The organism is Tepidiphilus sp. J10 (assembly GCF_006980785.1).
In the GTDB taxonomy this organism is placed as follows: Bacteria; Pseudomonadota; Gammaproteobacteria; order Burkholderiales; family Rhodocyclaceae; genus Tepidiphilus; species Tepidiphilus olei.
The window spans coordinates 531,500-558,183 of sequence record NZ_SBHP01000001.1 but is presented as its reverse complement, the minus strand read 5'-3'; the positions used below and the strand labels follow the sequence as shown (position 1 = coordinate 558,183).

25 protein-coding genes are annotated in these 26,684 nt (G+C 64.7%); 9 read left to right on the top strand and 16 right to left on the bottom strand.

The features are described from left to right. Positions 1-10 precede the first annotated feature (10 nt). Both EPD81_RS02760 and EPD81_RS02755 read left to right on the top strand, forming a co-directional pair. Positions 11-1,273, top strand: coding sequence for a phenylacetate--CoA ligase family protein (locus EPD81_RS02760; protein WP_221929175.1), 1,263 nt, complete (start codon positions 11-13; stop codon positions 1,271-1,273). Further along, entirely contained in the window at positions 1,266-2,348 is a 1,083-nt protein-coding gene (locus EPD81_RS02755) for a CaiB/BaiF CoA-transferase family protein (protein ID WP_221929174.1), read from the top strand. The genes EPD81_RS02760 and EPD81_RS02755 overlap by 8 nt, the downstream gene beginning before the upstream one ends. Here EPD81_RS02755 and EPD81_RS02750 read toward each other — a convergent pair. From EPD81_RS02750 to EPD81_RS02705, 10 genes are all read right to left on the bottom strand, one after another. Next, positions 2,345-2,923: a PhaM family polyhydroxyalkanoate granule multifunctional regulatory protein gene (locus EPD81_RS02750; RefSeq protein WP_142803881.1), complete on the bottom strand. Its 579-nt coding sequence runs from the start codon at positions 2,921-2,923 to the stop codon at positions 2,345-2,347. The genes EPD81_RS02755 and EPD81_RS02750 overlap by 4 nt on opposite strands. 72 nt (positions 2,924-2,995) lie before the next feature. Next, positions 2,996-3,691 carry a hypothetical protein gene (locus tag EPD81_RS02745; RefSeq protein ID WP_142803880.1) on the bottom strand — a complete coding sequence of 232 codons (696 nt, stop codon included), beginning with the start codon at positions 3,689-3,691 and terminating at the stop codon, positions 2,996-2,998. Positions 3,692-3,801: 110 nt separating this feature from the next. Continuing rightward, positions 3,802-4,551, bottom strand: coding sequence for a trans-aconitate 2-methyltransferase (locus EPD81_RS02740; RefSeq protein ID WP_142803879.1), 750 nt, complete (start codon positions 4,549-4,551; stop codon positions 3,802-3,804). Between the two features lie 43 nt (positions 4,552-4,594). After that, a complete protein-coding gene (locus EPD81_RS02735) occupies positions 4,595-8,185 on the bottom strand; it encodes an indolepyruvate ferredoxin oxidoreductase family protein (RefSeq protein ID WP_142803878.1) in 3,591 nt (1,196 codons plus the stop codon). 160 nt (positions 8,186-8,345) lie between these two features. Then, the gene (rlmH, locus tag EPD81_RS02730; RefSeq protein ID WP_142803877.1) at positions 8,346-8,816 is read right to left on the bottom strand and encodes a 23S rRNA (pseudouridine(1915)-N(3))-methyltransferase RlmH; all 471 of its coding nucleotides are present in this window, start codon (positions 8,814-8,816) and stop codon (positions 8,346-8,348) included. A 10-nt stretch (positions 8,817-8,826) separates the two neighbouring features. Beyond that, on the bottom strand, positions 8,827-9,192 hold the full coding sequence (rsfS, locus tag EPD81_RS02725) for a ribosome silencing factor (RefSeq protein WP_142803876.1): 366 nt from the start codon (positions 9,190-9,192) through the stop codon (positions 8,827-8,829). Next, positions 9,189-9,917, bottom strand: coding sequence for a nicotinate-nucleotide adenylyltransferase (gene nadD, locus EPD81_RS02720; RefSeq protein ID WP_142803875.1), 729 nt, complete (start codon positions 9,915-9,917; stop codon positions 9,189-9,191). Before nadD ends, rsfS begins: the two co-directional genes overlap by 4 nt. Further along, complete coding sequence (locus EPD81_RS02715; RefSeq protein ID WP_142803874.1) at positions 9,898-10,647, bottom strand: BPSS1780 family membrane protein; 750 nt, start codon at positions 10,645-10,647, stop codon at positions 9,898-9,900. The genes nadD and EPD81_RS02715 overlap by 20 nt, the downstream gene beginning before the upstream one ends. Positions 10,648-10,660: 13 nt before the next feature. Further along, positions 10,661-10,993, bottom strand: coding sequence for a DUF2782 domain-containing protein (locus EPD81_RS02710; protein ID WP_370456497.1), 333 nt, complete (start codon positions 10,991-10,993; stop codon positions 10,661-10,663). Between the two features lie 91 nt (positions 10,994-11,084). Next, positions 11,085-11,810, bottom strand: coding sequence for a TIGR00730 family Rossman fold protein (locus EPD81_RS02705; RefSeq protein WP_142803872.1), 726 nt, complete (start codon positions 11,808-11,810; stop codon positions 11,085-11,087). A gap of 68 nt (positions 11,811-11,878) precedes the next feature. Here EPD81_RS02705 and polA point away from each other — a divergent pair, with 68 nt between their 5' ends. From polA to EPD81_RS02680, 5 genes are all read left to right on the top strand, one after another. Next, positions 11,879-14,599, top strand: a complete 2,721-nt coding sequence (gene polA, locus EPD81_RS02700; protein ID WP_142803871.1) for a DNA polymerase I — start codon at positions 11,879-11,881, stop codon at positions 14,597-14,599. Between the two features lie 11 nt (positions 14,600-14,610). Further along, positions 14,611-16,371, top strand: a complete 1,761-nt coding sequence (gene msbA, locus EPD81_RS02695) for a lipid A export permease/ATP-binding protein MsbA (protein WP_221929173.1) — start codon at positions 14,611-14,613, stop codon at positions 16,369-16,371. Positions 16,372-16,433: 62 nt separating this feature from the next. Then, positions 16,434-17,408, top strand: coding sequence for a mitochondrial fission ELM1 family protein (locus tag EPD81_RS02690; protein ID WP_185955329.1), 975 nt, complete (start codon positions 16,434-16,436; stop codon positions 17,406-17,408). Positions 17,409-17,503: 95 nt separating this feature from the next. Continuing rightward, on the top strand, positions 17,504-18,313 hold the full coding sequence (locus EPD81_RS02685; RefSeq protein WP_142803868.1) for a glycosyltransferase family 2 protein: 810 nt from the start codon (positions 17,504-17,506) through the stop codon (positions 18,311-18,313). 58 nt (positions 18,314-18,371) lie between these two features. Beyond that, positions 18,372-19,421, top strand: coding sequence for a glycosyltransferase (locus EPD81_RS02680; protein ID WP_185955328.1), 1,050 nt, complete (start codon positions 18,372-18,374; stop codon positions 19,419-19,421). Here the strand turns inward: EPD81_RS02680 and EPD81_RS02675 are convergent. The 6 genes from EPD81_RS02675 to cobU form a co-directional block, all read right to left on the bottom strand. Beyond that, positions 19,335-20,603, bottom strand: a complete 1,269-nt coding sequence (locus EPD81_RS02675; protein WP_185955327.1) for an O-antigen ligase — start codon at positions 20,601-20,603, stop codon at positions 19,335-19,337. The genes EPD81_RS02680 and EPD81_RS02675 overlap by 87 nt on opposite strands. Beyond that, positions 20,600-21,733, bottom strand: coding sequence for a glycosyltransferase family 4 protein (locus tag EPD81_RS02670; protein WP_142803865.1), 1,134 nt, complete (start codon positions 21,731-21,733; stop codon positions 20,600-20,602). The genes EPD81_RS02675 and EPD81_RS02670 overlap by 4 nt, the downstream gene beginning before the upstream one ends. Next, the gene (locus EPD81_RS02665) at positions 21,730-22,287 is read right to left on the bottom strand and encodes a histidine phosphatase family protein (protein WP_142803864.1); all 558 of its coding nucleotides are present in this window, start codon (positions 22,285-22,287) and stop codon (positions 21,730-21,732) included. Before EPD81_RS02665 ends, EPD81_RS02670 begins: the two co-directional genes overlap by 4 nt. Next, a complete protein-coding gene (locus EPD81_RS02660) occupies positions 22,272-23,051 on the bottom strand; it encodes an adenosylcobinamide-GDP ribazoletransferase (RefSeq protein ID WP_142803863.1) in 780 nt (259 codons plus the stop codon). Before EPD81_RS02660 ends, EPD81_RS02665 begins: the two co-directional genes overlap by 16 nt. Positions 23,052-23,084: 33 nt before the next feature. Then, positions 23,085-24,125, bottom strand: coding sequence for a nicotinate-nucleotide--dimethylbenzimidazole phosphoribosyltransferase (gene cobT / locus EPD81_RS02655; protein WP_142803862.1), 1,041 nt, complete (start codon positions 24,123-24,125; stop codon positions 23,085-23,087). An 82-nt stretch (positions 24,126-24,207) separates the two neighbouring features. Continuing rightward, positions 24,208-24,741: a bifunctional adenosylcobinamide kinase/adenosylcobinamide-phosphate guanylyltransferase gene (gene cobU, locus EPD81_RS02650; RefSeq protein ID WP_142803861.1), complete on the bottom strand. Its 534-nt coding sequence runs from the start codon at positions 24,739-24,741 to the stop codon at positions 24,208-24,210. Positions 24,742-24,807: 66 nt separating this feature from the next. Here cobU and ampD point away from each other — a divergent pair, with 66 nt between their 5' ends. Then, positions 24,808-25,413, top strand: a complete 606-nt coding sequence (ampD, locus tag EPD81_RS02645) for a 1,6-anhydro-N-acetylmuramyl-L-alanine amidase AmpD (RefSeq protein ID WP_142803860.1) — start codon at positions 24,808-24,810, stop codon at positions 25,411-25,413. Between the two features lie 256 nt (positions 25,414-25,669). Next, the gene (locus EPD81_RS02640) at positions 25,670-26,527 is read left to right on the top strand and encodes a lytic transglycosylase domain-containing protein (protein WP_142803859.1); all 858 of its coding nucleotides are present in this window, start codon (positions 25,670-25,672) and stop codon (positions 26,525-26,527) included. Positions 26,528-26,684: the final 157 nt, after the last annotated feature.

Below are 26,684 nucleotides of genomic sequence, written 5' to 3'. Positions count from 1 at the left end.
GGAGCGTGACATGGAAACCGCAATGACTCAAGGAAACAGGGGAAGATATTACGACGAGCGGGAGACGTGGGATCCCCAGCGCCGCGAATCGGATCTCTTCGCCCGCTTGCCAGCGCAGATCGCGCATGCCAAAGCGCACGCGCCGGTCTACGCCAAATTGCTCGCCCACGTCGACCCACAAGCGATCACCTCGCGAGCGGCGCTTGCGCAACTGCCGGTGGTACGCAAGTCCGAGCTGCTGGAGCTGCAAAAGCAAGCGCGCCCTTTTGGTGGATTTGCAACCGTCGGCTGGGGAAGAGACATGTTGCGTGTCTTTTCTTCACCCGGGCCGATTTACGAGCCGGAAGGCCGAGGCGAGGATGCCTATGGTCAAGCTCGAGCGCTCTTTGCCGCAGGCTTCGCCGAAGGCGATTTGGTCCATAATACTTTTTCTTATCATCTGACGCCGGCTGGCGTCATGATCGAAAGCGGGGCGCATGCTTTGGGGTGCACGGTGTTTCCCGGTGGCGTGGGACAGACCGAGCTGCAGGTGCAGGCGATCGCCGACTTGAAGCCAACCGCCTATGCCGGAACGCCTTCTTTCTTGCGTATCTTGATCCAGAAATGCCGCGAGGCGGGCGTGGAAATGTCCTTTCGCAAGGCCCTCGTTTCGGGCGAGGCCTGTCCTCCCGCGCTGCAACGAGAGTTCGCCGAGGCCGGCATCGACGTCTATCAAAGCTATGGGACTGCCGACGTGGGCCTCATCGCTTACGAGACGTGGGCGCGAGAAGGTTTGGTGCTTGCCGAACACATCATCGTCGAGATCGTGCGCCCAGGTGGTACGGAACCGGTGCCCGAGGGCGAGGTGGGGGAAGTAGTGGTCACCACCTTCAACCCTGTCTATCCTCTGATCCGTTTCGGCACCGGGGATCTCTCGGCCATCCTCCCTGGCATCTCGCCCTGCGGGCGCACGAACACACGCATCCGCGGTTGGCTCGGGCGGGCGGATCAGACGACCAAGGTCAAAGGGATGTTCGTGCATCCCTCGCAGGTGCTGGCGGTGGCCTCACGCCATCCCGAAGTGCGGCGGGCCCGGCTGGTGGTCGAGAACCCGAACTTGTCCGACGTCATGATCCTCGAATGCGAAGTGGCGGGAGGTGACGAGGGATTGCGCCTGGCGATCGAGACGACGCTGCGTGAAATCACCAAGCTGCGCGGCGAAGTACGCTTCGTGCCACCGGGTAGTCTGCCCAATGATGGTAAAGTGATCGACGATCGGAGAAAATATGACTGAAACCGAACCGCAGAAACGAACCTTGCCCTTGCTCGGGGGCATGACGGTGCTCGATCTCTCGCTCCTGTTGCCGGGGCCGATGGCTGCTTGGCATTTGGCCGAGCTTGGTGCACGCGTGATCAAGGTCGAGCCGCCGCAGGGGGACGACGCGGCGCGCATGGGGGTTCGACGAGCGGGTGATGCAACGTCCTTTTTCTATCGAAGTATCAACGGACGCAAGGAAATCCACCGCATCGACCTCAAGAGCGAAGAAGGTCGGGCGTGGTTCGAGGCGCGCCTGCGCGAAGCCGACGCCGTGATCGAAGGTTTCCGTCCCGGCGTGCTCGAGCGGCTTGGCCTGGGGTTCGAGGCCATGCGCAGGCTCAATCCGCGCATCGTGCTGGTGTCCATTTCCGGCTACGGTCAGGATGGCCCGATGGCGCAGGCGGCGGGGCACGACATCAACTATCTGGCGCTCGCCGGGGTGCTGCACCAGACCGGTACGGCCGGTGGGCCGCCCGCGCAGTGCAACCTGCAGATCGCCGATTTACTGGGCGGGGCGCTGCATGCGGCGCTCGCCACGGTCGCTGCGGTGCATGCGGCGCGGCGCGACGGGGTCGGTGCCCATGTCGATCTCTCCATGACCGAGGCCAGCTGGGCGCATCTGGTCTTTCCTCTGGCGCAAGCCCTGGTCGAGGGGCGCAGTGAACCGCGGGGTGAGGGCTTGCTCACCGGGGGAGTGCCATGCTACGGGGTGTATGAAACCGCCGACGGGCGGCATCTCGCCGTGGGGGCACTGGAAGAGAAATTTTGGGTGCGGTTGTGTGAGGCGATCGGACGACCCGATCTCGTTCCTTTTCATCGCGCCGTGGGTGAGGAAGGGGTCAAGGCCAGGGCGGAACTGGCGGCGGTGCTGCGCACGCGCACGCGCGACGAATGGGCGGCGTTCTTCGCGCCGCACGATTGCTGCGTCACGCCGGTGCTTGCGCCCGAGGAAACGCTGGAGCATCCGCTCTTCCGGGAACGGAATGCCCTGAAAACGGCGGAAGAAGGCGGCCCCTGGCCCCGTTCGCCGCTGCGGGTACGGCGGGGTTAGGTACCTTCTTTCCCGCTATCTCCTTTCGGCGAGGGCGCGGTTTTCTGACGCCGCCGCGCCGGCTTGGGTTTGGGCACCGCAGACGAGTCAGGCGCAGGAGAGGCTTCCCGTCCTGTTTCTGCGGCAGTCCGGGCGACCGTTGAATCGGCTGCTTGCGGTGGTGGCGAGGGGGGCTGAGCAAAGGCCTGATGTGCCGCCTGGGTGGCGGTGGCGGTGGCCTCGACCGTTTGCTGGGCGGCCTGCTGCATCGTCTGCCACAGCTGTGCCATGGCCTCGAAGGGGTTGCCGGCCGGGGTGGTGGCCGCTTCCGCCGCCGCGGCCTGACTCGCCGTGCCCATCTGCGTGAGCGAGAGGATGGCGACGCGCTGCATCTCCAGCGATTGACGCGTCATCTGCAGGGTGCTCAGGTTCATCTGCAGCCATTGCTCCACCGCCTTGAATTCGGCGATGCGCCGCTCGACGTCGGCGAGATCCATCGTCGGAAACACCATTCCCGGAACCGGCACGCCGATGTTGGCGCACATCTGCCGCAAGAAGGCGAAAGGGTCATTACCCTCGAAGAAATTCTGCGTCATGGTCTTCCTCTCCGGTCGCGTGTTGCGCTATGAGCCGCTGTTCTCTCATGGCATTGTAGCGCGATGCGAACCTCAGCGCCTGAGGCGCAAGGGCATTTCCTCTTCGGGAATGCCTTCGTAGATTTCTTCACCTTCTGCTTCGTCGAATGAGGCGGGGAGCTCACGGCCGAGATCGAGCACTTCCAGCAGCTGGCGGGCGAAGGCCCGGGCGGTGTTGTTGAGGGGGGTGGGAAGTTGTGCCGGCAGGTGCTTTTGCAGCAACAGCTTGGTTGCCGAGACTGCCGGAACGGGGCGCAGGATGCGGCCGAGGTAAGGCGCCATCAGCTGGGCCACCGCGCGATCGGCAGCTTCGCGCTGCCAGACATTGACCGGCCACTGGCTGGGCACGGCATAGGCGCGGGGGAACTGCTCGAGGTCGGCGGTGACCGTGCGGATGTCCTCGTGCGACTCGCGAAACGGCAGCAACACGAGGTCGGACAGCGCATAGAGGCGTCGGTCGACGTCGGGGCGGTTGCCGCCGCCGTCGATCACGCCGATCCAGTCATCCAGCGGGCGCAGTTTGTCGATGATGCGCTTGAGCGTGTCGAGCGAGCGCGCGTCGGCGATGACGTAGCGCCGTCCGCGCGGGTCGAGCGGTTGACGGGTGGTATCGGTGAGCACGCAGGCCGAGCGCCGGCCAAGCAGCCCCAACCCGTGGCAGAGCAGGTGCGAGAGCGTGGTCTTGCCGGTGCCGCCTTTGTTGCCGATGATCGCAATCAGGATCGCCATGACGAAGAGCCTCGTGGTGGAGGGCAGCCTTGGCAGGATTATCGGCAGATACGCACCGACTCTTGAGGAAAATAGCGCCCCCCTCTCCCGTCAATTCCCCAATTCCTGCGTTACCCCACCCGGTAGAGCCAGAGAGGACGATGGGTACCTTGCGGCACGATGTGGGCTTCGGGCACGATCCCGGGGATGGGGAACTCGTTGCTGCAGACCAGCGATCCCGGCGGGAGTTCCGCTCGAGCCTTGCGCCACAAGTCGGGCATGGGCACGGGTGAGAGGAAGGCGTAGAGCACGTCGTATCCTGCCCAAGGCAGCGCGAAGGCATCGCCTCGACGCAGATGCAGGTTTGGCAGGCCGCGGCCGCGCCAGCGTGCGATCAGGTGCGGCAGGACCGCCTGCTCGATACCGGTGAATTCGCCTCGAGGAAAAGCGCGGGCGAGCGCGACGACGACGCGGCCCGTGCCGCTGCCCACGTCGAGGAAATGGAAAGGACGATCGGCGGGCAGCAGCGCCGCGAGCGCATCCACCGTGGCGCGGTGCGACAGGAAAAGGGGCACCCGGGTGCGCGTCGGGTTGCCGAAGACGAGGGCGAGCAGCACGAAGGCCGCGAGGTACCACCCCGGCGCGAGCCCCAGGCCATGCAGGAGCACGAGGGCAGGGGAGAAAATGAGCTGAAAGAGGATCCACCACCAGGGGCTGCGCAAGGACGCGGCCATCCCTGCCGCCGCGAGCGCCTGCAAGGCGAGGAGCGGCCACAGCCCGGCCACGAGGCCAAGATGCGCGGCGACGAAGGCGAGCAGCCAGCCCAGCAGCTGGGCCAGCGCCGCGGCAAGGAGCGGCGAGCGCGAGAGGCGGAACGTCATGCTTTCATGATACTACCTCGTGCCGCCTCGTGTGCTTCGGTGCTCAAGCCGGCACGGGCTGTCCTGCCGCAGAAGGCTCCGTCGCGCCGGCTTTGCCGATTTCCTGCCACCGCCGCCACAACACGGCGCGGCGGCGTTCGGCTTCTTCGCCCTGGGCCCGCTTGACGTGCCCGAACCCACGGATACGCTGCGGCAGGGCGAGCAGTTCGGTGGCGAGCGCCAGCCGCTCGGCGGTGAGTTCGCGCAAGACCCGCTCCACGTCGCCTTCGAATTCGGTGATGAGGGCGCGCTCCCAGCGCCGCTCCTCGGTGCGGGCGAAGGGGTCGAGCACCGTGCCGCGCAAGCGTTTCATCTTGGCGAGTAGCGCGAAGGCGTGGCGCATGGCCGGGCCGTACTCGCGCTTGGCGACGAGGCCGGTGACTGGGTCGGGACGCGCAAGGAGCGGCGGGGCGAGGTGGAAGCGCACCTCGAACGGGCCTTCGAAGCGCGCTTCCAGCTGCTGCCAGAATTTGGGGTCGCAGTAGAGGCGCGCCACTTCGTATTCGTCCTTGATCGCCAGCAGCTTGAAGTAGGAGCGGGCCACGGCGTCGGTGAGCGGCATGGTGCCAGGCGTCTCCTCGGCAGGGGTGCCGCGCAGCGCACGCTCGGCGGCGCGCACGCGTTCCACCAGCCGGCGATAGCGCTCGGCGTAGGCTTCGTCCTGGTAGTCGACGAGATAGGTGGCGCGCCGCTCGATCACTTCGTCGAGCGTGCGGGCAAAGCGCGCTTCGGGCTCGGCTTCGGGGCGGGCGAAGTCGAGCACCGCCTGCGGGTCGTGGGCCATGCGCCGCCCCCAGAGGAAGGCGGCGCGGTTCATGTCGATGGCCACGCCGTTCAATTCGATCGCCCGCATGAGCGATTCGTGGCTCACCGGCACCCAGCCTTTCTGCCAGGCGTAGCCCAGCAGGAAGAGATTGGTGGCGATGGCGTCGCCCATGAGCCGGGTCGCGAGCCCGGTGGCGTCGAGGAATTCGGCCGGGGCTTCGCCCACGCGCTCACGAATGCGCGCTTGCATCTCCTGGGCCGAGAAGCGCCAGTCGGGATTGCGCAGGAAGTCGATGGTGGGAATCTCGGCGGCGTTGGTGACCACGCGCGTACGGCCCGGAGCCATCTTGGTGAGCGCCTCGGCGCTCGCTGTCACGATGAGGTCGCCGCCGATGATCGCATCGGCCGCCCCGGCGGCGATGCGCACCGCATGCAAGTCTTGCGGGGTGGCGGCGATGCGGATGTGGCTGAAGACCGAGCCGTTCTTCTGCGCGAGCCCCGTCATGTCGAGCACGGTGACGCCCTTGCCGTCGAGGTGCGCCGCCATGCCGATGAGCGCGCCGATGGTGATCACCCCCGTGCCGCCCACGCCGGTCACGAGAATGTTCCAGGGCGATGCGAGCCCGGGCAGGGGCGGCTCGGGCGGCAGGGGAAAGCGACCCGGTTCGTCGGCGAGCGCCTTGCCCTTGCGCGGCCGCCCCCCTTCGATGGTCACGAAACTGGGGCAGAAGCCTTTGAGGCAGCTGTAGTCCTTGTTGCAATTGGATTGGTCGATGCGCCGTTTGCGCCCGAATTCGGTCTCCACCGGAACGACGGCCACGCAGTTCGATTGCACCGTGCAGTCGCCGCACCCCTCGCACACCGCCTCATGGATGAAGACGCGCTTTGGCGGATCGGGGTAGAGGCCGCGCTTGCGCCGACGCCGCTTCTCGGCGGCGCAGGTCTGGTCATAGACGATGGCCGAGACGCCCGGAAGTTGGCGCAATTCGCGTTGGATCGCGTCGAGCTCGTCGCGGTGCCGAATCGGGACGTGGCGCAGATCCGCCGGCCCGTAGGGGCGCGCCGTGCCGTCGGTGACCACCACCACGTTGGCCACGCCTTCGGCTTGCAGTTGCTTGACGAGCATCGGCACGGTGAGCGGGCCATCGACCGGCTGCCCGCCGGTCATGGCCACGGCATCGTTGAAGAGGATCTTGTAGGTGATATTGACTCCGGCGGCCACCGCCTGGCGGATGGCGAGGATGCCTGAGTGGAAGTAGGTGCCATCGCCCATGTTGGCGAAGAGGTGGCGCTCTTCGGTGAAAGGGGCTTGACCGACCCAGGGGACGCCCTCTCCGCCCATGTGGGTGAACGTGGCCGTGCGTCGTTCGGGCATCCAGGTGACCATGTAATGACAGCCGATGCCGGCCACGGCACGGCTTCCTTCCGGCACGTGCGTGGAGGTGTTGTGCGGGCATCCGGGGCAGAAAGTGGGGACGCGCTCAGCGACGGGAGGGCGAACGGTGAGGGCGCGTTCGCTCGCGTCGAGGAAGGCCAGGCGCTCGCGGATGCGCTCGGAGGTGTAGAAACGCGCGATGCGCTGGGCGATCACCCGGGCGATCTGCGACGGGTTGAGCTCCCCCGCGGCAGGCAACAGCCACTGACCGTGGTCCACTTTGCCATCGGGGCGCAGGATGTGCGCCCATTCACCTTTTTCGTCGAATTTGCCGATCACTCGCGGGCGCACGTCCTCACGCCAGTTGTAGAGTTCTTCCTTGAGTTGGTATTCGATGAGTTGGCGTTTCTCCTCGACGACGAGGATCTCCTCGAGCCCTTCGGCGAAGCGGCGCACGCCTTCGGCCTCGAGTGGCCAGACCATGCCGACTTTGTAGACACGAATGCCGATTCGGGCGGCGAGCTCCTCGTCGATGCCCAGATCGTCGAGCGCCTGGCGCACGTCCAGATAGGCTTTGCCGGAGGTGATGATGCCCAGGCGCGGCTGCGGCGAATCGATGACCACGTGATTGAGCCCGTTGGCGCGGCAGTAGGCGAGCGCGGCGTAGAGCTTGTGGTGCAGCAGCCGTTTCTCCTGCACCAGCGGCGGATCGGGCCAGCGGATGTTGAGCCCGTCGGGCGGCAGGGGGAAGTCCTCGGGGATGCGTGTTTCGATGCGGAAGGGATCGACGTCGATCGAGGCCGAGGTTTCCACCGTGTCGGCGAGGGCCTTGAAGGCCACCCAGCAGCCGCAGTAGCGCGACAGGGCGTAACCGTGGATGCCCAGGTCGAGGTATTCCTGCACGCCGGCCGGGGCGAGCACCGGCATCATCAGCGCCTTGAAGACGTGGTCGGTCTGGTGCGGTAGCGTGGAGGACTTGGCGGCATGGTCGTCGCCGGCCACGGCAAGCACGCCACCGAAGCGCGAAGTGCCGGCGGCATTGGCATGGCGGAAGACGTCGCCGCAGCGATCGACCCCCGGTCCCTTGCCGTACCACATGGCGAAGACGCCGTCGTATTTGGCTCCGGGAAAGAGCCCCACTTGCTGGGTGCCCCAGACGGCGGTGGCGGCGAGATCTTCATTGACGCCGGGCTGGAAGACGACGTGATGCGAGCGTAGATGTTCCTTGGCGCGCCACAAGGTCTGATCGAGTCCGCCGAGCGGCGAGCCCCGGTAGCCGGAGACGAAGCCGGCCGTGTTGAGCCCGGCGGCTTCGTCGCGCTCACGCTGGATGAGCAGCAGGCGCACGAGTGCCTGGTAGCCGGTGAGATAGACGCGTCCAGTGACGCGATAGCGGTCGTCGAGCGACGCAAGGGGGGCGGCCACGGCGGGCGTGGTGGCAGGGGTGCTGGCCATCGGTGTCTCCTCCGTTCATCCGCCGGGTTCGCTCGTGGCGAGTCGGCGGGGGTCCATGCGATCGGGCGCGTGGGTAGGCGCCCCTTTGCATTTCAGCTTAGTCGAGGAGTAAGCCTAGTGCCAAACGGTCGATGAGGGCAGTCGGGTAAACCCTGAAGGTTCAATCGCGGTGATAGGGATGCCCTGCCGTCAAACTCCAGGCGCGATAGAGCGCCTCGATCAGGACGACACGGGCGAGCGCGTGTGGCAGCGTCAGGCTGGAGAGACGCACCGTTTCGTCGGCGGTCTGCAAGAGCGTGGGATCGAGCCCGTCGGGGCCGCCGATGAGGAGCGCCACGTCACGCCCGTCGTGGCGCCAGGACTGGAGCCGATCGGCGAGCTGCTTCGTGTTGAGGTCGGCACCGCGCTCGTCGAGCGCGACGAGGCGTGTTCCAGTAGGGATCTGCGCGCGCAGGCGCTCGGCTTCGCGGCGCTTGAGCTCGGACACCGATTTGCCGCCGGTACGCGGCTCGGTCTTGACTTCGACGATCGTCAACGGCAGATCGGGAGGGAAACGCCGCGCGTATTCAGTGCAGGCCGTCTCGGCCCAGGCGGGCAGGCGCGTGCCCACCGCGAGCAGGGTGAGCTTCATCGTGCGTCGTTCAGGTGCCTTGGCGGGCAGTGGCGCCGTGCTGCCACAGGTCTTCGAGGCGATAGTAGGCGCGCACGGCCGGCTGCATGACGTGTACGACGACCGGTCCGAGATCGACGAGCACCCATTCGCCCAGAGCCTCGCCCTCGACGCCGACGATGGGGATGCCGGCCTCCTTGGCGCGCTGGATCACGCGTTGGGCGAGCGCCTTCGTCTGACGCGTGGACTGGGCGCTGGCGACGACGACGCGGTCGAAGAGCGGCGAGAGCGCTCGCGTGTCGAACACGCGGATGTCCTCGCCCTTGACGTCTTCGAGGGCTTCGACGGACAGGGCGGCGATGGCTTCGGCATCGAGTAGGGTGTCGGTGGTGGTCATGGGTTTCCAGGGTCTCCTTGGTACAGTGAATGGGTGGTGATGTAGCGCAGCACCGCCTCCGGCAAGAGATAGCGGGCGCTGCGTCCCTCGTACAGCAGCCGGCGGATCGTGGTGGCCGAGATGGCGAGCGGCGTGTTGCGGAAGAATCCGACGAGGCCGGCCGGCGTTTCGGCGAACCGCGCGAGTTTGGGCGCGCGCCGCTCAGCGAGCACGTCCTGCAAGGCCGGTGGTAGCCCCGCGCCGGGCTCGGGCGGATCGTCTTCGGGCGGTTCGCTGCCCCAGGGCGGCGGAAAATCTGGCCGCATGGCGACGAGCACGTGGGCCAGTTCGAAGAGCCGCTGCCACTGGTGCCACGAGGGTAGGCCGAAGAAGGCGTCGGCGCCGAGGATCAGCACGAGAGATCGGCGTGGACCGTAGCGGCGCCGCAAGGTTTCCAGGGTGATGACGGTGTAGCTCTTGCCGCTGCGGCGCAACTCCAGATCGTCGGCACGAAAGGCGGCATGGCCACGGAGGGCGCAGCGGACCATGCCGAGCCGATGGGCGGCCGGGGTGCCCGGCGCGGGGCGATGCGGCGGGTCGCCTGCCGGGATGAAGAGCACGCGCTCGAGCGCGAGCGCCTCGCGCGCCTCTTCGGCGAGCCGCAGGTGGCCGTAGTGGATCGGGTCGAAGGTGCCGCCGAGTATGCCGATCGGCCGCAGTGGGGCGTTAGCGGGGACCGAAGACATCGCGTACTTGCAGGTAGAGCCCGGCGAAGAGCGTCGGTACGAGTACCAGCGGCAGCAGGAACAGAGCGATGCCGAGCACGTAGGGATGGATGAGCGCGGCCAAAAAAGATAACACGAGCACCAGGGCGAAAACGACGGCAGCAATACCTAACGCATATACGAGCAAGGCGCGCCAGTTGCGTAGGGTGGCATAGAAACTGAAAAAGAGCGCCTTGGGCCAAGGTTGCCGGTGCCAGGCGACCAGGGCCGGGGCGAACCAGTAGGCCATGGTCACCGGCAGCGCTATCGCGAGCCAGACGAGCAACGGCCACAGGAGCTGGGGCTCGCTCTCGAGCGAGGCGGGATCGATCGTGCCGCGATACAGCCCGAGCATCAGGCCGCCGTCGACGAGGATCGTGGCGAGTACGGCGAGCAGGTTTCCCGCCAGCTGAAAAGCACCCAGCGCGGCGAGCGAGCGCCACGGCCCACGAAAACCGGCGAAGAGCACTTCTGGTCCCGGACGGCGTCCGCTCTCGGCAGCGGACATGCCCTCGAGCACGCCGATCGAAAGGATGGGCATGAGCAGTGCTGCGAGAAACTGACCGAGGTAGGGCAGGCTCGAGGCGAGCAACAGCAGCAGGACGTAGGCAAAGCTCACGTAACTCGTGAGCGCGGGGGCGCGGCGCCACAGCGCGAACCCGTCTGCGATCCAGCGCCAGCCGCGCGAATATTCAAGGATGTGAGCGTGCATGCGGTACCGGCGCTCACCAGGACTTGATGATCCACATCGGCACGGAGAGCTCGGGCGTGCCGTCGAATCGCTCCATCACGCCGTTGCCGGTGCGATCGATCAGATAGTACGGTGTGCCCCCATGGGCCGGTACGACCTTGATCATATAGACGCGCCCTCCGATGCGGTATTCGGTGACTTCGTCTTCCCCTTCCTTGCGGATCGTCACTTGAGGCTCGAGCAGATCCTCTTCGGTGATGGGTCCGGGCAGCGGCGGTGGTTCGGGGATGGGTTCCAGCGGAGGGCGCGCAGTTTGCCCCCAGGCCGAACTGGCCGCGAGCAGTACGGTGAATAGCAATGGGCGAATGCTGGATTTCATGGGTGCGATTCCGGCGGCAAAGCTTCCTGTCGGCATTCTACCTTAGCGGCGGGCAGCCCCGCGCTTTTCTTCGATGTTTTCAGAGGTTGAGCATCAGCTCGCGCTCGGTGGGCAGGGGTTCGAAACCGCGGCTCTCGTAGTATCGGAAGATTGCCGCGACGATCTCGTCGGGATCCTCGATGATCTGCACGATGTCGAGATCGCCCGGGTCGATCATGCCTTCTCCCACGAGCCGCTCGCGTGCCCACTCGAGCAACCCTTCCCAGAATGGGCGGTGTACCAGGATCAGTGGGATGCGCCGGCTCTTGCCGGTCTGGATGAGCGTCATGGCCTCGAAAAGTTCATCGAGGGTACCGAATCCACCTGGCAATACGACGTAGGCCGAGGCGAACTTCACGAACATGTATTTGCGCGCGAAGAAGTGCCGGAACGTCTGCGAGATGTCCTGGTAGGGGTTGGCGTGCTGCTCGTGCGGCAACTGGATGTTGAGCCCCACCGAGGGGCTCTTGCCGAAGTAGGCGCCTTTGTTGGCCGCTTCCATCACACCCGGCCCTCCGCCGGAGATGACGGTGAACCCGGCGTCCGAGAGCTTGCGCGCGATGCGCTCGGCGAGCAGATAATAAGGGTGGTCGGGCACGACACGGGCGCTGCCGAAGATGCTCACCGCCGGGCGGATGGCGGCGAGCCGCTCGGTGCCCTCGACGAATTCGGCCATGATGCCGAAGATGCGCCAGGATTCGCGCCCGTTGTATTGAATGTCCTTGGGGTCGACGACCGGATTGGGGAGTTTGTCGTTCAACGGCATGGTCTTCCTTTCATCGTGCGCCGAACCGCGGTATAGTTGCCCGTTTGCAAGCCTCTGTGAGAGACGCCATGACGACGCGTCTGCTGCTCGTCGACGGTTCGAGCTATCTTTATCGAGCGTATCACGCTTTGCCCGATCTTCGTACTTCCCGGGGAGAGCCCACGGGCGCCATCCGCGGGGTCCTGTCGATGTTGCGGCGCCTGACGCAGGAATTCCCCGCGCCGTATCGGGCCTGCGTGTTCGATGCGCCGGGCAAAACCTTTCGCGACGAATGGTACCCGCAGTACAAGGCGCAGCGCCCCGAAATGCCCGAGGACCTCGCCGCGCAGATTCCCGTGCTGCACGAGGCGATCGAGGCCGAGGGCTGGCCGCTCCTGGTGATCCCGGGAGTGGAGGCCGACGACGTGATCGGCACGCTCACCCGCCAGGCGCTGGCACGCGGCTGGGAAGTGGTGATCTCCACCGGCGACAAGGACCTCACCCAACTCGTTGGACCGGGGGTCTTGTGGGTCGACACCATGCGCGGCGAGAAGCTCGACGCCCAGGGCGTGGAGGAGAAATTCGGCGTTCCGCCCGAGCGCATCGTCGATTACCTGGCGCTGGTGGGAGACACGGTCGACAACGTCCCCGGCGTGGCGGGCTGCGGCCCCAAGACGGCAGCGAAATGGCTGCGGCAATACGGTTCGCTCGATGCCTTGCTGGCGCACGCCGACGAGATCAAGGGGCAGGTGGGGGAAAACTTGCGTGCGGCACGCGATTTTCTGCCGCTGGCAAGAAAGCTCCTGACCGTGCGCTGTGACCTCGAACTGCCGGTGCGGCTGGAAGATCTGCAGGCGCGGCCGCCTCAGCGCGAGAAACTCCTCGCGCTCTATGAACGACTCGAATTCCGCACCTGGTTGAATGAACTGCGGGCACAGGGAGTCGAGGCGGCGGCCGAGTCGAGCGGCGATGACGGGTTCGAATCGCCGGCGCAAGCCGCGGCGCGGCGTTCGGCCTACGCCTGCCTCACCGACTGGGACGAATTCGAGCGCTGGCTCGGTGAAATCGAGCAGGGCGCCCGCGTGGCGTTCGATACCGAAACGACCAGCCTGGACGCGCGCAAGGCTTCCCTCGTCGGCATCTCCTTCGCCGTGGGGCCTGGCCGGGCGTGCTACATTCCGCTCGCGCATCGCGGGCTCGAAGTCGGGCCGCAGCTGCCGCGCGAAGAAGTGCTGCGCCGGCTCGCACCCTGGTTCGCCGCGGCCGAGGGCAAGGTGGCGCAGAACGCGAAGTACGACTGGCACGTGCTCGCGGCGCACGGGGCCGAGCCGGGCGGGATCATCGACGACACGATGTTGATGTCCTACGTGCTCGAGAGTGACGCCCAGCACGACCTCGACCGGCTCAGCCGCCGCTGGCTCTCGCTCGAACCGCTCACCTATGCCGAGGTATGCGGCAGCGGCAAGAAACAGATCGGCTTCGACGAGGTGCCGCCGGCGCGCGCGGCAGCCTATGCCGCCGAGGATGCGGACCTCACCTGGCGGCTTTTCGACGTGCTCTCGGCCAAGCTCGCTGCCGAACCCAAGCTCGAACGCGTCTATCGCGACATCGAGCGTCCGCTCGTGCCGGTGCTGGTGGCCATGGAGCGCGCCGGCGTGGCGATCGACCCCAAGGTACTCGCGGCGCAGTCCCGGGAATTCGAGACCCAGCTGCGCGCGCTCGAGCAGAAAGCCCATGAGCTTGCCGGGCGATCGTTCAATCTCGCCTCGCCCAAGCAGGTCGCCGAACTCCTTTTCGGCGAGCTGGGCCTGAAAGCGGCCAAGAAGACCGCGGGGGGACAGGCTTCGACCAGCGAGGAGGTGCTAGAGCGCCTGGCGCACGAGCATCCCATCGTCGAAGTGCTGCTGCAGCACCGGCAGCTTTCGAAACTGAAGAACACCTATCTCGACAAGCTGCCGAAGATGATCGATCCGCGCACGGGGCGGGTGCACACCACCTTTTCCCAGAGCGTGGTGGTCACGGGGCGCTTGTCCTCGAGCGAGCCGAACCTGCAGAACATTCCGATACGTACGGCGGAGGGGCGGCGCATCCGCTCGGCCTTCGTCGCTCCGCCCGGCTGTCTCCTGCTGTCGGCGGATTATTCCCAGATCGAGCTGCGCATCATGGCGCACCTCTCGGGCGACGCGACCCTGGTGGCGGCCTTCCTGCACGGCGAGGACATCCACAAGCACACCGCTGCCGAGATCTTCGCGGTGCCTCTCGATGCGGTCACGCCTGAACAGCGGCGCGTGGCCAAGACCATCAACTTCGGTCTCATCTACGGCATGAGCGCGCATGGCCTGGCGCGCAGCCTGGGGATCGACCGCGCTGCGGCGCAGGAGTACATCGACCGCTATTTCGCACGTTATCCGGGCGTGGCGGCCTACATGGAGCAGGCGCGAAAGACGGCCTATGAGCAGGGCTACGTCGAGACCCTCTACGGCCGCCGGGTGTGGCTGCGCCACATCCGCTCGCGCAACCCGGCCCAACGCCAGGCCGACGAGCGGGCGGCGATCAACGCGCCGATGCAGGGCACCGCGGCCGATCTCATCAAACTCGCGATGATCGGCGTGCATCGTGCCTTGCAGGAGCAAGGCCGCGCGGCGAGGCTCGTCCTGCAGGTGCACGACGAGCTGGTGCTGGAAGTCCCGGAAGCGGAGATCGAGGCCGTGCGTACCCTCGTCACCGACCAGATGCAGAACGTCGCCGAGCTGCGCGTGCCGCTCGTGGTCGACGTCGGCGTGGGGAAAAACTGGGACGAGGCACACTGATGGAACGGAGCATGGATTCTTCCTGGGTGCTCTATCGCCGGCTGTGGGGTTATGTGCGTCCCTATCGTGCGGCCTTTGCCACGGCCCTGCTCGGCTACATGATTTTCGCCAGCGGCCAGCCGATGATGATGGGTGCGCTGAAGTATTTCGTCGATGGCCTGACCGACCCGGCGCGGGCACAGCTGCTGGTGCCGGGCTGGGGGGTAGTCGACACGCTCTATCTCGTGCCGGCGGCCCTGATGTTGGTGGCCCTCTGGCAAGGGATCGGTTCGTTTCTCGGCGCCTATTCCATGTCCAAGGTGTCCGTCGGACTCATCCACGATTTGCGGGCGGCGCTCTTCGCGCACGGGTTGAGGCTCCCTACGGCCTATTACGACAGCCAGGATTCGGGCCGGATCGTCTCGCGGCTCACCTTCGACGTGACCATGACCACGGGCGCCGTGACCGAGGCGGTGCGCGTCGTCGTGCGCGAGGGGCTGACGGTGGTCGCCCTCTTTGGCTATCTGCTGTGGTCGAACTGGAAACTCACGCTGATGTTGGCGGTTCTGCTTCCGGTGCTCGGAGTGATGATGCGCAGTGCTGGACGCAAGCTTCGCTCAGCGTCTCGACGCCTCCAAGAATCGATGGGGCGCATCACTGCGCTCGCCACCGAGGTGGTGATGGCGCAGCGCGTCATCAAAGCCTTTGGCGGCGAACGGCGGGAACTGGAGCGCTTTACGCAGGCCAACGCAGAAGATTTCCAACGTCAGCTGCGCTTGGCGCGCATCGGAGCGAGAAATAGCTCGACGATACAGCTCGTCACCTTCGTGGCGATCGGCGCTCTGCTGTGGCTCGTGTTGTGGTTGCGCGGCGACGCCACGGCCGGCGACCTGGTGGCTTATGTCACGGCGGCCGGGCTTTTGCCCAAGCCGATCCGGCAGTTGACCGAAGTCAATAGCCGCATCGCCCGAGGCTTGGCCGGAGCGGAGAGTATCTTCTCACTGCTCGACGTGCCTCCGGAGCGCGACGGGGGAAGCTTTTCCCTCGAGCGCGCCCGCGGCGAGATCGCCTACGAGGGCGTGCGCTTCCGTTACCCGAATGCTCAAGACTGGGCGCTCGACGGGTTGGATCTACGCATCGAGCCGGGATCCGTCGTCGCCTTGGTGGGGCCTTCGGGCAGCGGCAAGTCGACCCTGGCCCAGCTGCTGTTGCGCTTCTACGATCCCACCGAAGGCTGCATCCGGCTCGACGGCGTTCCCTTGCCGCAATGGCGGCTCGCGGCGCTGCGCCGTCAGATCGCCTACGTCGGGCAACAAGTGGTGCTGTTCGACGCGACCGTGGCGGAGAACATCGCCTACGGCGCGGGCGAGCGGCAGGTGTCGCGCGAGGAGATCATTGCGGCGGCGCGCGCGGCGCACGCACTGGAGTTCATCGAGCGCCTGTCGCACGGCTTCGATACCCACATCGGCGAGAACGGGGCGCTGCTCTCCGGCGGCCAGCGCCAGCGCTTGGCGATCGCCCGCGCCCTCCTGAAAGATGCGCCGGTACTGGTGCTCGACGAGGCCACCTCGGCCCTGGACAACGAATCCGAGCGCGCGGTGCAAGCCGCGCTGGAGACCCTCATGCAGGGGCGCACGACGCTCGTGATCGCGCACCGCCTCACGACGGTGGAGCGGGCCGATCGCATCGTGGTGATGGAGCGCGGGCGCATCGTCGAAAGCGGCACGCACGCGCAACTGCTCACCGCGGGGGGGCGCTACGCCCAGCTGTACCGGGAGGATCTGGCGGCATGAATGCTGGAATGCTACATAGGGGAATCCCCTTCGTGTGGGTCCTTACCTCGGGAGAGGCTGGGATGCGTAGCCAAGCTTTGGGGTTGGCCGAGGCGCTAGGTTGGCCATATGAAGAGAAGCGCTACGATCTGCGCGGTCCATGGCGCCATCTGCCGGCACCGGTGGCGGTGCATTTGGCGCGCTGGCGTTGGGGCGGGGCAGGGGATCGCACTCTTGCAGCCATGGCTGCGAAAGGAAGCGATGTGCTTACCCCGCCGTGGCCCGATGTACTCATCGCCTGCGGCCGGCGCGTCCAGGTGGCGGGCCTGCTCATCAAGCAGATGAACGCAGGCCGAACCTTCCTTGTCTATATACAAGACCCGCGCATTTCGCCTCGGCATTTCGACTTAGTGATTGCACTGGAGCATGATTTAGTGCGAGGTAGCAACGTGGTGACTACACCGCTTGCGCTGCACCGTTTTACACCGCAGCGTCTGCAGGAGACGCGGGAGCAGTGGCTACCACTTTGGGATGGTCGGTTTCCTCGGCCGTGGTTGGGCGTACTGGTGGGTGGTCCTAGCCGCTCGGTCATTTGGGACGATGTACTGTTTCGGGAACAAATGGAACAGCTGCTCTCTAGCGTGAGGGAAGGAGGAGGTAGCGTTTTCGCCACGGTCTCGCGACGAACGCCGACTGCGACGTCACAATGGCTGTGCTCGCGCATTGGAACTTCCTTGCCTGGCTGGGTGTGGACGGGCCAGGGGGAGAACCCATACCATGGCATCCTATCCTGTGCCGATGGGCTCGCGGTGACGCTTGATTCCGTCTCGATGCTGTCGGAGGCAATCGCGGCCAGAGTGCCTGTGACCGGGATCGAGGTCGGCCGTTATCGTCCCCGTCTTTCGCGTTTCCATGAACTGGTAACAAAGAGGGGATGGCTATCCAGAGTGGGGGAGCAGCCGACGAGGGAACCTGAACTAGGCGCAGAAGAAGTGGTGCAGCGCATTGCGGAGGAGGTAAGGGCTTATATGAAAAGTCGACTGGAAATCCTTAAGTGAAAGTGGCCGAGATGATGTTTTCCAGTAGTTGGGGTGGAGTCGAGGGGTTGATCGATGTTTCCTTCTGAATGCAAGGCTTGAATCGTGAGTGAAAAATGGCCGAAAAAGTTTTGATCTCCGTATTCATCATTGCCAAGAATGAGGCTGATCGGATCTCGAGAGCGATCACAAGCGTGCGTGATTGGGTTGATGAAGTGATCGTGATCGATAGCGGCAGCGATGACGAGACGGAGGCCGTGGCTAAGCGACTGGGTGCTCGCGTCGTTTATCATGAATGGAAGGGTTATGGACCGCAAAAGGTTTTTGGTGAGTCGTTGTGCCGAAACCGCTGGATCCTCAATATTGACGCGGACGAAGAGATCAGCCCAGAATTGGCGCAGGAGATTCTATCGGTGTTTGACCATGGTGGACCGCCGCCGGAAGTGAGCGCCTATCGGTTACCCATTTTGCCACTATATCCCTTTCAGGAATCAGGGCACCCCTGGACGGCGTTTCACAAGCCTGTGCGTCTCTATGATCGAGATCGCGCTGGGTTCAAGGCGGAACTGGTACACGATTCCGTGGTCGTGCGCGAGGGAACAGTGCGTACCCTCAAAGGGATGGTGATTCATCGCTCGTTTCGTTCGCTCACGCACCACGTAGCCAAAGTCAATGATTATTCGAGTGCCCAGGCGTGCGATCTCGTTGCTAAAGGGCGCGTGCCGGGGCTATGGCAGCTGTTGCTTGTTCCCCCTATTGCGTTCCTGAAGCAGTACCTGCTGCGGCGGGAATTCGTCAATGGCGTCGATGGCATCGTGGTGAGTCACATGTATGCCTTCCAGCGCTTTATTCGGTTGGCAAAAGCGCGTGAACTGGCCAAGTTGCGAGCGCGGGCGCATCGGACGGTAGAGATCGATGAGGAGTGAATGTCGGGTAGTTCTATGGTGGGGACGCGGAGATCCTGCATACTCCCGAAACCGCATCATGCGTGCAGCGTTTCGACGGCTCGGCTGGATTGTCCAGGATTTTCGTCCCCGTTTTTCTCCTCTCGGTGATTTGGAAGCACGTTTGCGCGTGCTCGGCCCTGTCGATCTGGTATGGGTGCCGAGCTTTCGTCAGCGCGACGTCGCAGCGGCGCGACGCTGGGCCAATCGTGCTCGGGTACCGCTGATATTCGATCCTCTGATTTCTTCTTATGACAAAAAAGTAAATGAGCGTGGGAAATTTTCTCCGTCGAATCCTAAGGCCGCAGCGTTGCGTTCCTGGGAGGCTGAATTGTTTGTTACGGCGGATTTGGTAGTGGCTGATACGGTATTGCACGCCCGCTATTTTGCTGAAACTTTTGCGCTACCGGAGGAAAGACTGGCCGTGATTCCGGTGGGTGCCGAAGAAACGATCTTCCATCCCGCACCCTGGAATCCGGCAAAGGGGCGGCTGGAAGCGCTCTTCTGGGGTAGCTTCATCGGATTACAAGGTCCTCAGGTGATTGTCGAGGCTGCGCGCCTTACGCAAGAACTACCACTTGATTGGGTGTTGCTCGGTGCTGGTCCGCTGCGCGCCGAGTGCGAACGACGTGCTGCAGGTTTGGCAAACCTGCGTTTAGAGGATTGGTATCCCTACGAGACGTTGGGCGAGCGGATTCGTCAGGCTGATCTGGCGCTAGGAATCTTCGGCGGCAGTGACAAGGCCGGACGCGTGATTCCGAACAAAGTTTATCAGGCGCTCGCCTGCGGTCGACCACTCGTGACGCGGGAGACAGCGCTGATTGATGCGCATTGGCCAAGTGGCGTACATGTGGTGCCACCAGAAGATCCACGGGCACTTGCGGAAACCGTGGCACGGCTTGCTGTTGACCGGGATGCGCTCGTTGCCCAAGGGGAGGCGAACGCTGCGTTTTTTCGGGAGATAGCCGGGGAAACGGTGATCGCGCAACGTCTCAGCGAAGCTCTACGCCGGTTTTTCCCCGATGTCGAGTGCCCGCAAATAAGCGCAGACGAGCAGCAGTACGACCGGGAACCACCACACCGTCAGTAGCACCGGCTGGGATTGGAAAGGGAATGCGAGCGCACCGAGTGCCGCTGCATAGGGCTGGGCGGCGCGGCGTCCCGCCGACGAGGCCCGATGATACCAGCGAATCATCACTCCAATGCCGGTAAGAAATCCTGCTAGTCCGACGAGACCCATTTCAGCTGTAATTGCGACGTACATATTGTGGGCGTGATAGACAGGGGTTGATGGATCGCGAAAAGGATCTTCAGGGCGATGGCTGTAATGGGGATAGGCAGTGCCGAATGCCTTGGCGCCGACACCGAAGAACGGTCGATCGAGCACCATTCGACCAGCAGTTTCCCAGATTGTTAGGCGATACGTTAACATCGAATCGAGCGTTGTGAACCAGATCTCCGGGGATTCTGAGGATAGCTGGACGAGCGGAGTGATCGTTTGGGAAACTTTTTTCTGAACCAGAGTGTTGGTTGTATAGGCGGCAGCGAGTGAAGCCATCAGCGAGGCCAGAAAGAGGAATTTGTGCCGCCGATCAAGTCGCCAGAAAAGCGGTACGCCACCTAACGCAAGCAGTACGAGCGCACTGCGGGCTCCACTCAACATGACGATCCAGCCGGTTAGGGTAAATACGGCCAAACCCAACCAAGGATGCGCTCTACTCCAATGCCATAGGGAGATGGGCGCGAGAATGGCCAGAAACAGCGATAGATGGAGGTTGTCTTTAAATGGACCAAGCAGTCGGCCCTCTTCAAAACTGGGATCATAAGGGACTCCGAAAAGATCGACTCCCAGGCTGAACTGAACAATGGCGTCGCACAGTAAAAAGGCAAACAACCATTGGAGTCCGCGGTCTAGCCAATGTAGGGCACCGGGCGGTTTTAATCCGTAAAGAATACCATAGGCGACGAGGCAAAAACAAGCAATCCCGATTGAGTATATCCAAGAGCTTTTTTGATCGAATGAGCTAACTGCTGAGGCGGCAACTAAGAATGCTAGACCGAGGAGTAACCACGTGATGCGTCGGACGGGAGGGTGATCTAAATCTAGGTGTTTAGTCTTGACTGCCCAGATGCCGATTAATCCAAGGAGAAGGCTGGGAAGACGCGCTCCTCCAGGCAACATTTGAAAACCCAAAATGCCGAATGACAGAACGAAAGCCAAACGTTGCATCCACGAGAGTGGACAGGACGAAAGCGATTTGCTAAAAATCATTTCGCACATTCTCCAATCAAAGAGAAGTAGGTTGCCAGCGTCCGTTCTTGCATCGTTGATAAATGAAATGCGAACGGCAGCGGCGATGAGGGGTAGCGGGGTGCAGTCAGGAAGGATAAGGTGGTTTCGAGCAGTCGTGCCATATCGTTTGGTGGCACGGCGCCTTCGGGGAACATCGTCGCGAGCTGCTCGGCCACACCCCCATGGGCATAGCCGATCACGGGGCGCCCGAGCGCGAGGGCTTCGAGCGTGGTGCGACCAAAGGCTTCGGGATCGTGCGAAAGTGAATAGACAAGGGTCGAAGCGGCCAGGATCTCACGCAGGTCGGCGCGGTGGCCGGTGAGCGTGACGTGCTCAGCAAGCCCATGCGAGGTGATGCGATGCCTTAGCTCATCGACGTAGCCGGCGCGCCGTTCGTCCCAGCCACCAACCAGCAGACCATGGATGTCCTGAAATCGGTCGCGCAAGGTGGCGAGGAGTTCGAGGAAGGTTTCCTGTCCTTTCCAGCGCGTGAGCCGCGCCGGCAGCGTGAGCCAGCGCTTGCCTTGCGTCTGCGGGAATTGCTCGTACCAGTGTGCAAACCACTCCGCGGACGGCTGGTAGCCACGGGGGTAGTGCGCGGGGTCAATGCCACGGGGGATGACGTGGATGCGCTCGGGCGGTACGTCCGGGTAGTGCTGCAGCAGGTAGTCGCGGATGCTGTTCGAGACCGCGATCACCGCCTCGCCCCGGGTCATCACGGCGCTGTAGCGTCCGACGCGATAAAAACCATGGACAGTGGTCACCAATCGAGGGCGTTCCTCCGGGCGCATCCCTCGCCAGGCCAGATAGCCCACCCAGGCGGGCATGCGCGAGCGCAGGTGTAGGATATCGACGCGTTCGGCGCACAGCAGCGCTCTAAGCCGCCGCACGTAGCGCAGCAGCGTCCAAGGCGATTTTCGTCCCACGTCCCAGGTGAAGTGCTCGCTGCCGCCGCGTACGAGTGGCTCGACGAGCCTCCCGCCCCCGGAAATGACGATGGAGCGGTGCCCGGCTTCGACGAGCGCCTGAGCGATCTCGAGCGTGCCGCGTTCCACACCTCCAGCCTGTAGCGCTGGCAGCATCTGCACTACGGTTAGACGTCGACTCATGTTCGATTGAACCACCGCAGCATGCTCCCCCAGGGCTCGAGGTCGATGCGCGTGGCTTGGGCGCAACCGAAGTCGAGGGCGAGCCAACGCTCGCGCGGCAGCCCGAGCAGATGCCCGGCGAGCACGCGCAAGGGGCCACCGTGGGCGACAATCACGATCGCTTCCTCGTCCTGGTGGCGTTCGCGCGTTTCCTGCCACCATTCGAGCACGCGCATGGCCATTTCGGCGGCCGACTCACCCCCCGGCGGCTGAAAACCGAAGGGATTTTTCGCCCAGAGTTCCAGGGCTTCGCCCAGCGACTCGAACGGCTGCAGCTCCCATTGGCCGAAGTGCATTTCCTTGAGGCGCTCGTCGAGGATGGGCTGTCCCAGAGCCTGGGCGAGTGCAAGCGCCCGGCTCGAGGGGCTGGAGAAGAGGCGAAAGCGCTCGGGCAGCCACGGGAACAGGCGCTCGGCGGCCTCTTCGGCGGGTTCGGCGAGCGGCACGTCGCTGTGGCCGTAGCACAAGCCCGGGTCGACGGCCACGCGCGGATGTCGGATCAGATGAATTTCCATGCAGCCAAGATTCCTAGCAAAAAGGTGATTTCGCCCGTTTGTTGGACGGCACCGAGCACGTCGCCGGTGTAGCCGCCCAGCCGGCGGGCGCACAGCCGGGTCCATGCGGCGGCGGCGGCCGCGGCGGCGACGAGCCCCGCGAGCGCGACCGGCGGCGGGAGACAGGCGAGCGGCGCGAGTACCCCGGCCGTGGCGGCGAGCTTCGCCGCATGGTCCAGCCCTTCAACCAGCGGTTTGGCGCGGCTCGTGGCGTCTTCGGCGCGCGCATAGGGCAACACCAGCATGGGGAATAGTACGGCGCCGCGCGAGACCGCATGCGCCGCCATGAGCGCAGCGAACAGCGATCCCGCTCCGAGCTCGCTGGCGAGCGCGGCGGTGAGCGCCACCCGTGCCCCCAGTGCCAGGATGAGGGCGGTGGCCCCGTAATTGCCCAGCCGTGCGTCCTTCATGATGGCGAGGATGTGCATTCTATCCCAGCCGGCACCGAAGCCGTCGACGGCATCGCTCAGGCCATCCTCGTGCATGGCCCCGGTGAGCAGGACCACGAACGCCACGGCGAGCACCGCGGCGACGGTCGGCGGCCACAGCCAGAGCGCCAACGACAACACCGCGGCCTCGAGGAGACCGACGACGAGTCCCGCCCAGGGGAAAAAGCCGATGGCACCGCTCTGATGGAACGGTACTTGGGGCAAGTCGCGCGGCAGCGGCAGCCGGGTGAAGAACTGCAGCGCCGCGACGAACCGCCAGAAAAGGGTACGGATCATGGTGGAGCGCGCAGGCGTGGTCGTGCCACCGCTTCAGCTGCCCGAGGCCACGCCGGCCGCGGAGAAACTGGCCATCTCGCGCAGGAAGGCGGCGGCGGAGACGACGAGCGGATAGGCGAGCGCCGCGCCGGTACCCTCGCCCAGGCGCAGGTCGAGTTCGAGGAGCGCTTCGGCGCCGAGGTGTGCGAGCTGCAGGCGGTGCCCCGGCTCCTGCGAGCGGTGCGAGAAGATGCAGTAGTCGAGCACGGCCGGTTCCAGGGCATGGGCGACGAGGAGCGCGGCGGTGACGATGAAGCCGTCGACGAGGATGACGAGACGGCGTTCGGCCGCGGCGAGCATCGCCCCGGCGATCTGGCCGATCTCGAGTCCGCCGTATTCGGCGAGTATTTCGATCGGATCGGCGGGTACGCCGCCGCGCGCGAGCGCCGTCTCGAGCAGCTGGCGTTTCTTCGCCAGTCCCTCGTCGTCGAGCCCCGTGCCACGACCGGTGATCGCCGCGAGCGGGGCGCCGGTGAAGCAGTGGGTGAGCAGGGTGGCGGAGGCCGTGTTGCCGATGCCCATCTCGCCCAGCAACAAGCAGTCGGTCTCGGGTGCCAGGCGGCGCACCAGCTCGGCGCCGGTGGCGAGGCAACGCACGGCCAATTCCCGGCCGAGCGCCGGCGCCTGGAGATAGTCGTTGCTGCCGAAAGCGAGTTTGGCGTCGATCAGGCCGGGGTGCGGCGCGAACACGTGATCCACACCGGCGTCGACCACGGCGAGCGGGATGCCGTGCTGCCGGCAGAAGACGTTGATCGCCGCCCCGCCGGCGAGGAAGTTTTCCACCATCTGCCAGGTGACTTCGCGCGGGAAGGCCGAGATGCCGGGCCGGTGCGTGGCGCCGTGATCGGCGGCGAAGACGAGCGCCTGCGGGCGTTCCAGGCGGGGATCGAGGCGGCGTTGGATGAGACCCAAACGCAGCGCCGTGGTCTCGAGCCGCCCCAGCGCACCACGCGGCTTGGTCTTGTCGTCGATGGCGCGCTGCAGCCGGGCGGTGAGTTCCGGATCGTGCGTCGGTGTGAGGGAGAATTCGAGCATGGGGCGGAAAGATCGTGGGCGAAAGCCCGCATTGTACGCAAACGCGATCGCGGGGGAAACGCCGTGCGCCGTGCATGAACGCTCATTTGAGCTGCAGCGGCAGGCCGGCAACGACGAGGCTCACGGCAGCGGCACGCGCGGCGACGTCTTGATTGAGCCGCCCGGCCTCGTCGCGAAAACGCCGCCCGAGCGAAGTATCGGGCACCAGCCCCAGGCCGACTTCGTTGGCGACCAAGACGAGCGGACCGGGCGGATCGGCCACGAGTTCGAGCAGCGCCGCGCGCTCGGCGGCGAATTCGGTCGGCGTTCGGCGCGGCGGTTCGTCGAGGCAGGCGAGCAGCCAGTTCGACAGCCACAGCGTGAGGCAATCGACGAGGACGAAGCGATCGGGGGCGGCATGGGCGCGCAGGGCGGCGGCGAGCGCGAAGGGGGTCTCCACCGTCAGCCAATGGGCGGGGCGCTCCTGCCGATGGCGGGCGATGCGCTCGGCCATTTCGCCATCGCGGGCTTCGCCCGTGACGATCACCGTCACCGGCAGACCGCTGTCTTCGGCCAGCCGTTGCGCCAGGGCGCTCTTGCCGCTGCGGGCGCCGCCGAGCAGGAAGTGGGTGCTCATATAGGTACGGGTTCGGAACCTGAAACCGCCTATTATAGAGACCCTGGACGAACCGGTTTGGAGAACATGGTCGTGGAGGAACTCGAACGCTGGGTCGATCGGCGCGTGGCCTCACCCAACTGCGACGATCGTCCGCCGGGGACGGTGATTCGCCTGGTGGTACTGCACGCGATCAGCCTGCCGCCGGAAGTCTTCGGCGGCGATGCGGTCGAGCGGCTCTTCACCAACACCCTCGATCCGGCCACTCATCCCTCCTTTGCATCGCTCGAGGGGCTGCGCGTGTCGGCACACTACTTCATCCGGCGCGACGGCGAAACGATCGAATTCGTTCCTCCGCAGCGCCGTGCCTGGCATGCCGGCCTCTCCTGGTGGGAAGGGCGGGAGCGCTGCAACGATTTCTCCGTGGGCATCGAACTCGAAGGCTCCGATCGGCAGCCTTTCACGCCGGCGCAGTACGAACGAACGGGGGCGCTCGTTGCCGCATTGATAAGAAGATATCCCGGGATCGACGCGATTGCAGGCCATTGTCATATATCTCCGGGTCGTAAGACCGACCCCGGGCCTTTCTTCGATTGGTATCGTTTTGCGTCTTCCTTGCCCGCGCCGCTCGCTGCGCGCTCGAGGATCGCCGGTCTCTTTTCGGGGCGTTTTCTTCCTCGACCGCTGTCGTAAGAATGCAACAGGGTCGGGGGGAGTTTGCATCTCGATGGGCCAAGTCCTTGGCTTGTCGAGTTTTTTACGCTATTCTTCGAATTCCTCAATGATCGTTTCTCATCTTTTCTCTGCGGCGGCCTTGCTGCCGTCGCTCAATTCAGCCGCGTTCCGGCTGGTCTGTATGCTTTCGGGGTCGCTTTCGCCTTTGCCGCGTGTGCGGTGAAATTTCTCTCGTCCAGGCGAAGGCATCCGAATCAAGAAGGAGGTCGATGTCATGACCGACGAACGGCGTCATGATGATTCGCTAGAGCCGTCCCGCAAGACGGCGCCAGGGCGTACGGTGTCCACCGTGCTGTTGTTGCTCGCCATCGGTTTCGGTATCTTGGGTCTGGCTGTGGTCTCCGATGCAGGAGTGGCGGCCATGCCTTCCTCGGTCACGGCGTTCCTGTCTTTGTCGCAAGACGAGGACGGCGAGGAATCTTCGGGGGTGGACGTGCTTCGTGCCTCGAGCCCCATGGATGCCGTGGTCGAGCGTGCCGCAGAAGTACAGCCGCAAACCCCTGCCCCGGCGGTGAGCGGCAAGCAGAAAGTGGAGGCGCGCAAACCTTCTTCGGCGGGTTTGTCCTCGGCAGATTCGGTGCATGCCCATTTGGGGATTCAGGCGCTCAGCCCCGAGTTGCGTCGGCTGCGTGATCATGTGGCGCGTCGGTATCGGGTGGCTTCCGGGATGCTCACGCCGCTCTTTCTGGCCGTCGAGGAAGAATCGCGTCGGCGAGGGATCGATCCGACGCTGGTGGTGGCGATCATCGCCATCGAATCCGGATTCAACCCCTTCGCCGAAAGCGCTGCCGGTGCTCAGGGTTTGATGCAAGTGATCCCGAAATGGCACGGCGACAAGATCGCCGCCCGTCTCGATCGGGAAGTGCATGCGCGTGCGTTGTTCGATCCGGTGCTCAACGTAATGGTGGGCATCGACGTTTTGGTGGAGGCCATCGAACGGCATGGGGATCTGGAAACCGCCTTGCAGGCCTACAATGGGGCCATCGATGATCCCGATAGGCGCTATGCTCGGCGGGTTTTGTCGATGAAGCGCAGTCTAGAGCAGATCGCCAACCGTCAGCAGCGGGGCTGACTTCGCGGCCGGACGGCTGCAGTGTGCCGAGGTCAATCGTCGCGCCTGCTAGCGGGGCAGAGAGTGGTTGGGGTCGTCCTGAGCGAGATGTGCGACGCCTCACGATCCTTCACGATGATGAGCCCAGGGGGTGTTCGCGCCAGGGAACGCTTCGCCC

Bases quoted from the DNA above. Each gene is read 5' to 3' on its own strand.
- EPD81_RS02640 (WP_142803859.1), top strand. From the start codon at position 25,670: ATGACCGACGAACGGCGTCATGATGATTCGCTAGAGCCGTCCCGCAAG.
- rlmH (WP_142803877.1), bottom strand. From the start codon at position 8,816: ATGAAGCTCACCCTGCTCGCGGTGGGCACGCGCCTGCCCGCCTGGGCC.
- EPD81_RS02760 (WP_221929175.1), top strand. From the start codon at position 11: ATGGAAACCGCAATGACTCAAGGAAACAGGGGAAGATATTACGACGAG.
- EPD81_RS02750 (WP_142803881.1), bottom strand. From the start codon at position 2,923: ATGACGCAGAATTTCTTCGAGGGTAATGACCCTTTCGCCTTCTTGCGG.
- rsfS (WP_142803876.1), bottom strand. From the start codon at position 9,192: ATGACCACCACCGACACCCTACTCGATGCCGAAGCCATCGCCGCCCTG.
- EPD81_RS02675 (WP_185955327.1), bottom strand. From the start codon at position 20,603: ATGATTTTTAGCAAATCGCTTTCGTCCTGTCCACTCTCGTGGATGCAA.
- EPD81_RS02755 (WP_221929174.1), top strand. From the start codon at position 1,266: ATGACTGAAACCGAACCGCAGAAACGAACCTTGCCCTTGCTCGGGGGC.
- EPD81_RS02680 (WP_185955328.1), top strand. From the start codon at position 18,372: ATGCGTGCAGCGTTTCGACGGCTCGGCTGGATTGTCCAGGATTTTCGT.
- EPD81_RS02685 (WP_142803868.1), top strand. From the start codon at position 17,504: ATGGCCGAAAAAGTTTTGATCTCCGTATTCATCATTGCCAAGAATGAG.
- EPD81_RS02740 (WP_142803879.1), bottom strand. From the start codon at position 4,551: ATGACGTTCCGCCTCTCGCGCTCGCCGCTCCTTGCCGCGGCGCTGGCC.
- EPD81_RS02705 (WP_142803872.1), bottom strand. From the start codon at position 11,810: ATGCCGTTGAACGACAAACTCCCCAATCCGGTCGTCGACCCCAAGGAC.
- cobU (WP_142803861.1), bottom strand. From the start codon at position 24,741: ATGAGCACCCACTTCCTGCTCGGCGGCGCCCGCAGCGGCAAGAGCGCC.
- cobT (WP_142803862.1), bottom strand. From the start codon at position 24,125: ATGCTCGAATTCTCCCTCACACCGACGCACGATCCGGAACTCACCGCC.
- ampD (WP_142803860.1), top strand. From the start codon at position 24,808: ATGGTCGTGGAGGAACTCGAACGCTGGGTCGATCGGCGCGTGGCCTCA.
- EPD81_RS02715 (WP_142803874.1), bottom strand. From the start codon at position 10,647: ATGCACGCTCACATCCTTGAATATTCGCGCGGCTGGCGCTGGATCGCA.
- EPD81_RS02665 (WP_142803864.1), bottom strand. From the start codon at position 22,287: ATGGAAATTCATCTGATCCGACATCCGCGCGTGGCCGTCGACCCGGGC.
- EPD81_RS02690 (WP_185955329.1), top strand. From the start codon at position 16,434: ATGCGTAGCCAAGCTTTGGGGTTGGCCGAGGCGCTAGGTTGGCCATAT.
- EPD81_RS02745 (WP_142803880.1), bottom strand. From the start codon at position 3,691: ATGGCGATCCTGATTGCGATCATCGGCAACAAAGGCGGCACCGGCAAG.
- EPD81_RS02735 (WP_142803878.1), bottom strand. From the start codon at position 8,185: ATGGCCAGCACCCCTGCCACCACGCCCGCCGTGGCCGCCCCCCTTGCG.
- polA (WP_142803871.1), top strand. From the start codon at position 11,879: ATGACGACGCGTCTGCTGCTCGTCGACGGTTCGAGCTATCTTTATCGA.
- EPD81_RS02660 (WP_142803863.1), bottom strand. From the start codon at position 23,051: ATGATCCGTACCCTTTTCTGGCGGTTCGTCGCGGCGCTGCAGTTCTTC.
- msbA (WP_221929173.1), top strand. From the start codon at position 14,611: ATGGATTCTTCCTGGGTGCTCTATCGCCGGCTGTGGGGTTATGTGCGT.
- EPD81_RS02670 (WP_142803865.1), bottom strand. From the start codon at position 21,733: ATGAGTCGACGTCTAACCGTAGTGCAGATGCTGCCAGCGCTACAGGCT.
- nadD (WP_142803875.1), bottom strand. From the start codon at position 9,917: ATGTCTTCGGTCCCCGCTAACGCCCCACTGCGGCCGATCGGCATACTC.